The organism is Rhodomicrobium sp. Az07, assembly GCF_018619475.1.
In the GTDB taxonomy this organism is placed as follows: domain Bacteria; phylum Pseudomonadota; class Alphaproteobacteria; order Rhizobiales; family Rhodomicrobiaceae; genus Rhodomicrobium.
In genome coordinates, this window is the sequence record NZ_JAHFZG010000024.1 from 1 (window position 1) to 11,396 (window position 11,396).

An 11,396-nucleotide genomic window follows, 5' to 3' on the forward strand; every position below is an offset into this window, starting at 1 on the left:
TGCTCGCCGCCTGAGACCGAGGAACGACGGCCCGGCAGGGCACACAGCCCCGGAAATTCTCGGAAACGGAAGATCCTTCCCGTCGGCCGACTATTTCAGCGGCCTGTTAGACCCTAACCCTCAATGTTTGCTTGCATTAGCAAGCCAATTCGGCAGCGCAGAGATTCCAGACATGCGCCACCACCGAAGGAGGACGCTCCGCACGCCTCTGAAAATGTCTGCTGTACATTTGGACAGCGACTATCGCGATCAGCCGCGAAGCAGCGCCGTGCCGCAGCCAGATGCATGCGCAATTACGAAATATTCGCTGACTAAAGCGGGCGGCGCCCGTGCCACAGAGGACTGATTCGGAGCGACTTTATGGACTATCCGTGCTAAAAATCGAAAATCGGGGCTTGAATACCATAGGCCTAAAGGCCTGGACTACGGAATGCTATGGCGCGAAGTGACCTTCTTATCAATCTCGTGAAAGCTGGCGCGAGCGGCGACACGGCAGCGTTGCGCACGACGGTAGAGGCGCTCGCTGCTGATGAACGCGCCAAGCGGCATGGTGGATTTGCCGATCGCATCACGCGCGCACTGGAGGCGTCGATCAAACCGGTCACTGCGAAGCAGCTGTCTGTCGCGCGCCCGTCTGATGGCACGATGGGTATACTCAGGCGTGACCCCAGACGCCCGATGGAAGAACTCTACCTCTCAAAGGCGACTCGATCCCTCTGTGAAGAGTTGATTGAGGAGCAGCGGCGCGCGGATGTTCTTCGAGCGCATGGGCTCGAGCCTCGTCATCGCATCTTGCTGGTGGGACCTCCCGGCAACGGCAAGACATCACTAGCCGACAGCATCGCTTATGAGCTTGCGCTGCCCTTCTTCACGGTGCGCTACGACGCGGTTGTGACGAGTTATCTTGGCGAAACGGCGCAACGCTTGCGGCGGTTGTTCGACTTTGTCCGAACCGAACCGTGCGTTCTCTTTTTTGATGAGTTTGATGCGATCGGCAAGGAGCGCGGTGATCTCCACGAAACTGGTGAAATCAAGCGCGTGGTGACGACACTTCTGCTTCAGCTCGATGATCTGCCGTCGTATTGTGTTTTGGTGGCCGCTACGAATCATCCAGAGTTGCTGGACCGCGCCACATGGCGACGTTTCCAGGCCCGCCTTGTTCTCGACAAGCCCGGTGAAGAGCAATTAATCGCTTACGTCACGGATCAGTTGCGTTCGTTAGGGGACACTCCGGGCTATACCGCCAAGCGGCTTGCCGGGGCCATTGAGCCGCAAAGTTACTCCGATGCCGAGAATTTCTTTCTTGATGTTCGCCGCCGCTTTGTCCTTGGACAGGGCTCGATCTCACTGCGCGCGGTCATTGACGACCGCGTTCGGGCCTGGCGCGAACGCAACGCTGCCGGGGCAATAGAAGATGGCGAGGGAACGGCCGATACTGCGTCTGCCTGATCCACGGCCGGCGCGACGCAAGAAAAAGAAGCCGCCGACCATTCCGCAGCCTCGTGGGCCCGGCCGACGGCGTCAGGGCGAACGCTTGGGTCCGCGGTTCGTCGAGCTGTCGCGGCTTGTGCAGCAACCCCTTGAGCTTGCCGAAGATCCGACGGGAATCGCGCCCGAGCGCGCGCTGGTGTTTGAGACAGCGGGTAACATTCAGGGCTTTGCACGTGCGGCGCGCGCCGTAGGGCTCGAGGTGATTGCTGAAGTCGATGGCGATGACGTCGAAGCGTTTCCAGAAGGGTTCGAGCCAGCGCGTGGTAGCGCGAGCATTCCCCAGACGCTTTATGCCACGATGCCCACCCTAGCATCGGCGGCGCAAATCGTAAGGCTTTGGGACGCCCATCAAGCCGATCAAGACCCGCCCGATGGCGCAGCCCCCTGGTGGAAACTCTTCGATCGATTGCTGGATCTGCGCCCATGGGGTCCAGAGGATCGCTTTCCGTTGGGTGCCCGGCAGACTATCGAAAAGCGGCTGGAAGGCATTGCCGACGACGATGTTATACGTATGGAATTCGAGATCTGGCCCTCCGCCAGCGCGGATGACCGGCGCAGATGGCGCGAGGAAGCACATGCCAAGATTACGGAACTTGGCGGCGCGATTGGTGCAAGTAGTTCCATCGCCGGACGGGGCTTTGTGTATGAGGCGTTGCTCGCGCGTTTACCCGCGCGCGCCGTGCGTGACCTTCTGGCCGATCCCAGCAACCCCGACGGATTAGGCTGGGTGCGCGGCGTACAGTTCATTCTGCCGCAGACGATCGCTCAAGCTCTCCCAGAGGCGGGTGAGGAATTGAGGAGAGACCTTCCCGATCGTGAGGCGTTCGCGGACGACATGCCCATTCTTGGCGCGCTTTTAGATGGCACGCCTGTTGCCGCGCACCCGGCCCTCGATGGCGGTGTGGTGATTGAAGATATTCACAATCTTGTGGGCCGATCTCAGGTGCGCCAGCGGTCTCATGCAACCGGCATGGCCTCGTTGATCTTGCGCGGTGATCTGGAGGCGGATGGCGTTGCACTTGAGAACTCCCGCCTTCTCTGCGTTCCGATCGTCGTGGACACGGATAAGGGGGGCCGGTCTCCGGATGACATGCTTTTTGTGGATCTTCTGCATGTGGCCTTGACCCGGATGTTCATAGGCAATGCCGCGCTGGCGCCGGATGTGTTTGTCGTCAACCTTTCCATCGGCATTCACGAGATGCGTTTCGGCGGACGCATTAGTGCTCTTGCCAGGCTCCTAGACTGGTGGGCCTACGAACATGGCGTTCTCTTCGTGATTTCGTCCGGCAACATCCTCGATGCGTTGACGCTTGACCCAACGTTGCTGCCGGATTTTCTGGCGATGGACGACCAAGGACGAAGGAAGGCTGTGCGCTCGGCGTTGCGAAATGCTGCCTACGCGCGCTCCCTGTTGTCGCCTGCGGAGGCATTGAATGGATTGACCGTAGGAGCGATCTCGGAAGACCGGACGAACGCCGCGCCCATTCCTGCGGCGCATGACATCGTCGCCTTGCATGCGGATGGCCATCGGCTTCCTGCGGTGACCGCAGCCCTTGGCCTGGGTCCGTTTAGAAGCATCAAGCCGGATCTGTTGGAGACGGGCGGTGTTCACGAATTTCGCGCGGGGGGCGGCGCTCCCAATGCCAACCTCACGCTTGTGAACCGAGAAAACGGTCTCGTGGTGGCCTCGCCGCGCATCGAAGCCCGAAGGGGTATGCGCCGCACACGAGGGACCAGTTGTGCAGCCGCCCTCACATCCCGAGCCATTTTGCAGTGCGCGGGAGCTCTGCAGGAAGAGGGGGGACCCTATGCTGACCGTGATCTTTCGCGGCGCGACCGCGCCCTTCTAACGCGTGCGCTTAGCATCAATGCGGCCGATTGGTCCGAGGAAGCCATTGCCCATGCGGCAGCGGTGTTGGAGGAATTGGGATCAAGGGCGCATGTCCGGGCGAAGGAGGATGTGTGCCGCCATTATGGGCATGGCCACCTCTCTGTGGCTCGTATGGTGGAATCGCCGGCTAACGGCGTCACCCTTGTGGCCTTGAGTGATCTTCGCAAAGATCAGGCACGCATTTTCCACCTTCCGCTTCCGCCAGCTTTATCGGGACAACGTGTCGGACGCTCCATGCGCGTGACGCTCGCATGGTTCTCACCGACGGACAGTACCCGAGCGCGTTACCGCCTTGCCTCCCTACAGGCTATGGCCTCTGACAACATTGACGGCGAGGACGAAGACAAGGACGCGGGGTGGGGACTTTTGATGCAAGCATCCGGACCCGACGAACGGATGATTGGTCGTGGCACGGTTTGGTCGCGCCGTCTCATCCATAAACGGCTTGCGAGCCCGGCCTACGAGGACGGCGAGACCGTGCCGATCCGGGTGCAATGCCAGGACGCAAGCGGTGGAGCGCTTAGTCCGGATATCGATATCCGCTTTGCCGTTGCGGTGACCTTGGAGGTCGAAGCCGGGGTGCAGTTCGATATTCATGAGGAACTGCGCGAGAAGGTGAGGCCACGGGTGCGCCGTTAAGATGGCGGCGGAGCGGAAGCGGACAATCACGCTCCGGCGTCATCACTGATTGCCACCTGCAGCGCGTTCCTCGCAAAGATTGCGGCATCCGGAACCATCAATATGGGCGCTGTCCGCTCAACGTCGCGAGATGTCCGTTCCTAATCAAGCAACAGATATCTGTTGCCCACAAGCCCACAGAAGGCATCAACGTCTGCTTGTGTATGAGACCTGTCCCGATGGCAGCCCCCGGGAGAGCACTGAACCCAAGCGTCACTTTTTCGCGTGACCCTCACTTATCCGAGTTTGCGATCCATATGGGTGCCGCGACTCCTGTAATGACCGAGAGCGGCAAGGGGCCAAAGTACCGGCTATCAAAACTTCGGCCATGTCCGGAAACGAGGAACATCTCGCCTTTATTTACCACAAGCCGAACGGCAAAGACCTTCGGGAGCAACCGTCCCCTGCTATCGGCTGGGAAAGCTACGGAAGAAGGAAGAAGCCGGCCGTTGACGCGTAAGCCGTCGCCTGTCGGTTCAACGGCGTCGCCCTCGAGCGCGGCAATGGGCTTCAACATGGGCTCGAGCCCGCCAGGACAAGAGCCCTCAGACAAATAGCCCCGTGCTTTCGCCTCCAGGAAGACACCGGTTGGCGGCGGACACACGCTGACGATCTGGCCGCGCTCCAGCGGGCCATTGACCGGCAGAACCCGCCAAATCCCAACCGGCACGGAAGGGGTTTCATTGAAGCGATAGCCCAACCTGTCCGCGACGCCTGTGAGCACGAACACAATCGCGGCCGCAATCCAGGCGGCGAGGGCTACTCGGCGGCTTTGGGATCCCATTGAAAGGCCGGTATCTGGCTGCGGTGAAGGCTGTCGGTCGCCGGCACGGGGAGCTTCGCCCTCTCACGGAAAACGGGATCGCGAAAATAAAGGCTTTGCGTACCGAAGATCGGCGCGTGCCCCGAAACAAAGATGAGCATGTCGCCGGGCTCGATGATGAGGTCGCCGCTGTCCTTCAGCGGTGATTTCAAGCGCATGATCTCATCGGCGGTAAGCAGCGGCCGGCTGACCTGGTGATAGGTCTTCGAAACCTGCGTCAAGACCGCGCCGAAGCGCCGGCCGCTCGTCGTGATGTCCTCCTTCACGATGGTGGCGGTGCCGACCATGCGCGACAGCCATTCGGCGGTCTCGACCCTGTTCGGCGCATAGGCGATCCGCACGTGGCAATTGGACGTGATGCTCTCGTCCTTGCCATAGGCGCCCCAGAGCTGGGACATGTCCTGCATGATGAGATAGGCCTTGATGCCGTAGCCCGCGATATAGGCGAGCGCCTCCTGGAACACTTCGAGTTTCCCGTAGGATGGAAATTCGTCGAGCATGAGGAGCAGCCGGTGCTTGTGCGGTGCCTGCGGCCGGCCGTCGACGAAGGTGATTTCCGGGCGCAACAGCACGCGGACAAGCTGGTTGATGATAAGCCGCATCAAGGGCCGCATGCGGTCCTTGTCTTCGGCGCGCACCACGAGATAGAGCGTGACGGGGCGGTCGTGGTTCATCAGATCGCCCACCTTGAAGTCGGACCGCGCCACATTCCTGGCGACGAGCGGATCGCGATAGAGCGACAGGAACGACATCGCCGTCGAGAGCACCGAGCCCCGCTCATCGTCGGGCCGGTTCAGCATGTCGCGCGCGGCGCTTGCGATGGTGGAATGGGTTTTCTCGCCCTCGCCCCAGTTGTTGGCGATCATCTCGAAATAAAGGCTCTCAATGCGCTGGTCTGGATCGGACAGCGCGGCGGCCACATCGGGGAGCGAGCCGACCTTGCCTTCCGCGCGCTTCTTATAGAGAACGTGGAGGACCGCGCCGGTCAGAAAGGAGTGGCTCGTCTTTGCCCAATGATCGACGAGGCCTTTGCCTTCCGGGTCGACGAGGATGGTCACGAGGTTCTGGACATCGCCAACCTCGTGAAGGCAGCCAAGCCTGATCTCTTCAAGGGGGTTGAAGCTGACGCTGCCCGAGGAGGCGCCCGGATCGAACTTCATGACGGCATTGCCGGCCTCTTTTTTCCGCCAGGCCGCCGTCAAGTTCCAGAGCTCGGCTTTCTGATCGTTGACGACAACGCTATGGGGCCAGGAAAGAAGCGTCGGCACGACAAGTCCAACGCCTTTGCCCGATCGCGTCGGTGCAATGGCGGCGACATGCTCCGGGCCGTTGTGGCGCAGATAACGAAGCCGTTTGCGTTCATCGCGCCAGCCGCCGACATACACGCCTTCCCCGCGCTGTCCCTTTTTCGGCAAAAGCCCCGTCGCCTCGATTTCAGTCCGGCTCGCCCAATGAGCGGTCCCATGAATGCCTTCGTGGCGCTCCGCATTGCGCCCGCTGAGCGCAAGGAGGCCGAACAGGCCGCAAGAAAGCGCAAGCGCCATGCCGGCCGAGACGGTCCGGAACACGCTGTGGGCCTGGCCGCCGAACTTGTGCTGCCAGATCAGCCACTCCCAGGGCGGATAGAGATGACCGATGAGAGGCGCGCCAAGAGCGGGATGATAGGCGAACCTTGACGCGACATACTGCGTCGCCGCGCTGTTGAGGACGACAAGGCCGATCAGGACGGCGATCGCGAGCGCTTTCCTGTCAGGCTTCGGACGCTCCGCACCGATCATCGCCATTCCGTCCCTTGCCTCAAACCGCACGGCTGGAGCGAGCCTGCCTTCCCGCTGGCTTTCAAGTGTCGTGCTCTCGCCGCAAGCCAAGGATAACGACGTGATCGTCTATAAACAATCGCTTTATCTAACCGCCTGCGCTAAGGGCGGGAGAGGCGAGGACGCGGCGTGTTCTTCATCATGAGCCGCTGCCGCTCCGCCTCCATGGCGGGATCGCTGAACGTGATCGCAAGCGAAAGCGCTGCTGCGGCCTCGACCGCTTGTCTCTTGAAGGCGCGCGTTCCTTCGACCGCCAGGGCCTGGCCGGAAAAACGCTGCGCCCCGAGCGTCAGCGCAACGATGGCGGCCTGGTAGGAGGCTTTGTCGATGCGGATGCGCAGCTTCTCGTCGGTGACCGCGCCTCCGTCGGCGAGGCGATAGACAAGTTCGCCGTTGCGGCCAATGACAGGGTTCAAATCCCGCAAAATGATGGTTCTTGCGGCGCCGGCATCTTTGGCTGTGAGGAAGGCAGCCGCGGTCTTAGCACCGGGTGCGGCGCTCGCGCGAAGAGCACGCAGCGCATCCCGGTCGCTCGCCTTTGCGCGCGCCTGCAAATAGGACACCCAGGTGAAGAAGTACGTCTCCTCGATTGCCGCCTCGCGCTCGCGCCGGGTGTCGGCCAGCGCGGCAAGCGCGCGCGATCGCATCAGGCGAAGCTCCGCCCGTCTCGCTTTTTTACCCAGGCGTGTCAGGCCTGAGCGGCTGACTTCGAACCTTCGTTTTGCAAAAGCCGCGTAAGCCTCGTTTCGGGCTGCGGCGCTCACCTCGCGGGATTTATGCCGGGCTTCGAGGCCTTGCTGGCGCTGGCGCACATAATCCACATAGAGCGATGCGGTGTTGAGAGGGTACAGCGGCGCGCGACCATACCCATCCTGGACGGTTGCCGGTTCAGCGAGGCCAGGCTGAAAGGCGCCAAGACGCGACGTAAGCTCTTTCATGGAAAAGGCGCGGTTCACGGTGGACGCCTTGACGGCAAGCCTGCTCTTGGCGTCGGCGATCACAAGGCCCGCGCCCCGTCGTTTCAGGGTCAGCCCCTCGCACGCCATGATCGCGTGGATGTCGCGCCAGCAGGCTTTTTCGCCAAGCGCCGCCAGAAGCGGAGCTTCGATCTTGTCTTTCACGAAGGACAGGAAAGAGACTTCAGCGGCGTGGGCTTCAAGATCGGCAGCCCGCCCTCTGGGCCGTTTCCGCTTGGAGAGCCCGTGATTGGTTTGCGCAAGCCCATGTTTGAGTTCGAGGCTCACGCAGGCCGCCATCAGCTTGCGCTTGTCGTAATAGGGCTCGACACAGCGAAGGCTGTCCGGATCGATTTTGTTGATGGCGATGTGCAGATGGAGATGCGCCCGGTCGAGATGCAAGGCCGAGATGCGCTGATGGCGTCCCAGCCCGGCCGCTGCGCAAAGCTCGTTTTCAATATCTTCAAGCTGCGCGGGCGTCGGTGTCTCGCCGGGCTCGAACGACACCACGAGGTGGTAGGTTCGATCTGACCGGCTGCGCTTGTTGAGCGCCTGGGTGACGAGGATTTCCTTGATTGCAAGATCGGGAGCCTCCGACATGCAGTTCGTGACCCGGACGGTCCCAACCCGTCCAGCGCCTTCTTGTCCATCGAGAATATAGCTGAAGGTGCGCGTCGTGAGGGTCTCGCTCGGCGTCTGACCGTCGCCAAGGATGTAGGCGCCGAGCCGACCGAAATTTGAGGCGGCTTTAGGCCTCAGGATTCGTTTCGCGATCATCGCTTAACGCCCGTTTGCGGCTTGCTCGAAGGAGCTATCCACCGAGCCTGCGGCCGCGATCCCAGCAGCCTTGCTGCTCCACGTATCGTTTCGGGGATTCACAGGCTGCGCCGATCGCGCCGATGATCATGAAGGGGGCAAGAAACGCGCCCAGCACGAGCTGAACGAGCGTCGCCACGACGCCGTAAAAGACATTGGTCAGCCGGATGTTGACGACGAAAGCGAACAGGAGACCGACCCCGCCCAAGCCCAACAGCGCAAGGCCGTTCGACAGGTTTTCGTGCTTCGCAAGGGCATCGCTATAATAGAGGACGCCCTCCCAAAAGATGATGGCCGCGATGCCGACGCCAGCAAAGGCAGGCAGCGTCAGCAACTCGACGCCAAACCGCTTCAAGCAAAACGCGTTGTAGTGCGTGCAAAAGACGATGATCACCCCAAAGGCGCCGACTGCCATCGCGGCATAGGCGGTGATCTTCAACACAAGCATGGCGCCTCCCGGCCGGTCACCCGGCGCGTCCAACGACGATCCTGTTGATGGCGCGGATCGCTCCCGCAAGCATGCTCGTATATACGCTATCATAACTGAAATTCACAGGTCGTCTACGACGCCTACTACTCATACTTTCTTAGGTTGGCCGCGGCCTGGCATAGGATCTCCTGCATACCATTGAAAGACAACTGCTTGTGGAGAAACCATGGCCCGCAAGCCAAGCAAAGCGGCCATCGCTGCAGCCGCTCTGAAAGAAGCCCGGTCCTTTATCGCGGCCCGCGATCGCGCCCGCACGAGAGCGGAGGCACCAGGCGGCGGAGACCCGTTCTTCCGCAATTACGAAATCGCACAAGGCCATTTGGCGCGCCTGAGGGACCTCATCGGCGAGAAGCGAGCGGGCGATCTCATCCGGGCCGAGGAGCAAAAAGGCTTCCGCTATGTCTTCGAGGAGAGCAAGAAGCCGCCCCAGCGAAAGCGCTAGGGCCCCCGCCGGCGTCATCGGGAAGTTCGAAGTGCTGGCGTCTCGACCTACGCGATGATAGTATATAAACAATCATGTATGCGCCTGAGGCGTCCCATGCCAGCTTCCGACCATACGAAGCCTTCCATCATCTGGAAAGGACTGGATAGCGGGGGATATTTCCGGGGCGTGTTCCGTGATGGCGAGCAGTTTCTCCCCATCAGCATCGCTGTTCCAGGAGAGGGCGATCCGCCCCATGCGGGGCCGCTCTTTCAGGTTTTCATTCGAGGCGAGAAGGCGGGCAGCATGCCGAACTTGAAGGGCGCTCAGGCGCTTGCCGAGCTTCATGTGCTCGGTTTTCCGCGATCGCGAAAGTCAACTTGCCATCGCCGGTAACGCTGCACAGGCGGCAACGGCATCAGGCGAGTACGGCACTGAAGAGAGGGAGATGAGGAAACATGGACAGGACATTCGTCTGGCGAGGCATTGATGGTGCTGGTTTTCTCTATGGCACCTGCAGTGAAGGCAGCCGCCGCTTTCGGCTCGATATTGCCCTTCCCGGCCGTGGCGGAAATCCCAAAGGCACCGATCACCGGATCTATGTCGATGGCAACGAAGTCGGCAAGGCATCCTCAATCGAAGGCGCGCAGAAGTTCCTGTCGAACTTCTTCGACAAGGGATTGCATGAGCATCTCGGCCGCGACGAGCCCCGCAAGCGCCGGTCACTCGCCGACACGCTCAAGGCTGCCGCCGGGCTCACGGGCGGCAAGAGCCGGGGCCGATGAGCAATGCGTGCGAGATCGCGCGGCTGCCGAGGCGCTGCCACGATCGAGGCCGTGCCGAAGTCCGATAGTTGAGGCCCTGAACAGAAAGCCCCCATGTCACAAGAGCGCGTTGTCTATCTGCCCGAGTTTGTCGTCGAAGAGCATCTCGGCCGCAGACTGCCGGAAGCCATCGGGCAGGAGTTCGACTATAACGGCCACCGCTACCGCGTCCGCCAGCGTGACCCGTTGCGCCCGGAAGCAGAGATCCCGTGCGAACTGATCGAACAGCCTCACGAAAGGAAGATGGCACGCTCGAAGTCGCGCCAGCGCTGAACACTTCGGAACGCCAAAGCCCGGGCGCACGGCTTGATTCAGGGTTCCTGCCAGACAGGAACCCTTGCCTCGCGGCGAGTAGCGGGTGGGCAAGCGGAGACCGGCTTCGCGGGGACCCTGCTGCAGGAAGCGAAGCGGCCGAAGATGGGCGGAAGCCGGTTCGAAGCGCGCTGAGGGCAGAGCCCTGAGCCTTGATCCCTGATCGAAAGTCAACCGCACTTTGTTTGACGGCCTTCGACATTTGGCGGCGCTCCGCAAACCGCACTAAGATCACCATGGCGGCTCAAAAAGGGACGCCCACCGATTTGGACCGCGCGCGCCAGACAGGAACAGCAGCCATGTCCTCCCTGAAATTCGTCTTCTTCAATTTCCAGGGCCGCATCGATCGGCGCACATGGTGGATGGCCTTTGTGCTCATTCACCTTGGAATCGCCAGCTTCAACTTCGCGCTGTCGAAGTTCATGGGCGACGACGCGCCCTTCCTCGACGGCACCTGGCCAAACCTCGTGCGCCTCCTCGGCGATCGCTCCGGGTGGATCACTGCGGTTGTCTTCCTCGTTCCGCAAATCGCGATCAACACGAAGCGCTTCCACGATCGCGGGATGTCGGGATGGTGGTGGCTCGTCTTCCTGATCCCCTTTCTTGTGGCGACTGCCATCTCGATTTCACCACTCGGCGGTGAGAATTACCCGTCGCCGCTCGCGGGTTGGGCGCAGTTGATCTGCGGCTTGACGGCAACGTGGACCTTCATCACTCTCGGCTTCCTGCCGTCGAAACACGCGAGATAGCTTGCCGCTTGCATCCGATGACCGGATCACGCTGATAGCGGCCGTAGGGGCGATGCCTCCTTCGGGCCAATTGCGGTCATTATCAATTGGTCTGCCAGGTTCCAGTCAACCCAGCTGAGCGGTCGGCA

General features: G+C 61.3%; 11 protein-coding genes. 6 read left to right on the forward strand and 5 right to left on the reverse strand.

Annotated features, from left to right (window positions below; genetic code table 11):
* Positions 1-435: 435 nt before the first annotated feature.
* Together KKP04_RS14265 and KKP04_RS14270 are read left to right on the forward strand one after the other, a co-directional pair.
* Positions 436-1,449, forward strand: a complete 1,014-nt coding sequence (locus tag KKP04_RS14265; RefSeq protein ID WP_251134140.1) for an ATP-binding protein — start codon at positions 436-438, stop codon at positions 1,447-1,449.
* An 85-nt stretch (positions 1,450-1,534) separates the two neighbouring features.
* Positions 1,535-4,021: a S8 family serine peptidase gene (locus KKP04_RS14270; RefSeq protein WP_215033008.1), complete on the forward strand. Its 2,487-nt coding sequence runs from the start codon at positions 1,535-1,537 to the stop codon at positions 4,019-4,021.
* Positions 4,022-4,292: 271 nt separating this feature from the next.
* On the opposite strand, the gene traF is transcribed toward KKP04_RS14270, so the two are convergent.
* The 4 genes from traF to KKP04_RS14290 all read right to left on the reverse strand — a co-directional run bounded on the left by traF (position 4,293) and on the right by KKP04_RS14290 (position 8,920).
* Positions 4,293-4,844 carry a conjugative transfer signal peptidase TraF gene (gene traF, locus KKP04_RS14275; protein WP_215033011.1) on the reverse strand — a complete coding sequence of 184 codons (552 nt, stop codon included), beginning with the start codon at positions 4,842-4,844 and terminating at the stop codon, positions 4,293-4,295.
* Positions 4,820-6,661: a type IV secretory system conjugative DNA transfer family protein gene (locus tag KKP04_RS14280; protein WP_215033081.1), complete on the reverse strand. Its 1,842-nt coding sequence runs from the start codon at positions 6,659-6,661 to the stop codon at positions 4,820-4,822. Before KKP04_RS14280 ends, traF begins: the two co-directional genes overlap by 25 nt.
* 140 nt (positions 6,662-6,801) lie before the next feature.
* A complete protein-coding gene (gene traI, locus KKP04_RS14285) occupies positions 6,802-8,433 on the reverse strand; it encodes a TraI/MobA(P) family conjugative relaxase (RefSeq protein WP_215033014.1) in 1,632 nt (543 codons plus the stop codon).
* Between the two features lie 34 nt (positions 8,434-8,467).
* Positions 8,468-8,920 (reverse strand): hypothetical protein, encoded by a 453-nt coding sequence (locus tag KKP04_RS14290; protein ID WP_215033017.1) that lies wholly within the window; start codon positions 8,918-8,920, stop codon positions 8,468-8,470.
* 208 nt (positions 8,921-9,128) lie between these two features.
* Between KKP04_RS14290 and KKP04_RS14295 the strand changes: the two genes are divergently transcribed.
* Complete coding sequence (locus KKP04_RS14295) at positions 9,129-9,404, forward strand: amidohydrolase (protein WP_215033020.1); 276 nt, start codon at positions 9,129-9,131, stop codon at positions 9,402-9,404.
* A 72-nt stretch (positions 9,405-9,476) separates the two neighbouring features.
* Here KKP04_RS14295 and KKP04_RS14300 read toward each other — a convergent pair whose 3' ends face one another.
* The gene (locus tag KKP04_RS14300) at positions 9,477-9,731 is read right to left on the reverse strand and encodes a hypothetical protein (protein ID WP_215033023.1); all 255 of its coding nucleotides are present in this window, start codon (positions 9,729-9,731) and stop codon (positions 9,477-9,479) included.
* Positions 9,732-9,841: 110 nt separating this feature from the next.
* Here KKP04_RS14300 and KKP04_RS14305 point away from each other — a divergent pair, with 110 nt between their 5' ends.
* The 3 genes from KKP04_RS14305 (at position 9,842) to KKP04_RS14315 (ending at position 11,268) form a co-directional block, all read left to right on the forward strand.
* Positions 9,842-10,168: a hypothetical protein gene (locus KKP04_RS14305; protein ID WP_013420395.1), complete on the forward strand. Its 327-nt coding sequence runs from the start codon at positions 9,842-9,844 to the stop codon at positions 10,166-10,168.
* A gap of 93 nt (positions 10,169-10,261) precedes the next feature.
* Positions 10,262-10,480, forward strand: a complete 219-nt coding sequence (locus KKP04_RS14310) for a hypothetical protein (RefSeq protein WP_215033026.1) — start codon at positions 10,262-10,264, stop codon at positions 10,478-10,480.
* 338 nt (positions 10,481-10,818) lie between these two features.
* The gene (locus KKP04_RS14315) at positions 10,819-11,268 is read left to right on the forward strand and encodes a DUF805 domain-containing protein (RefSeq protein ID WP_215033029.1); all 450 of its coding nucleotides are present in this window, start codon (positions 10,819-10,821) and stop codon (positions 11,266-11,268) included.
* Positions 11,269-11,396 lie beyond the last annotated feature (128 nt).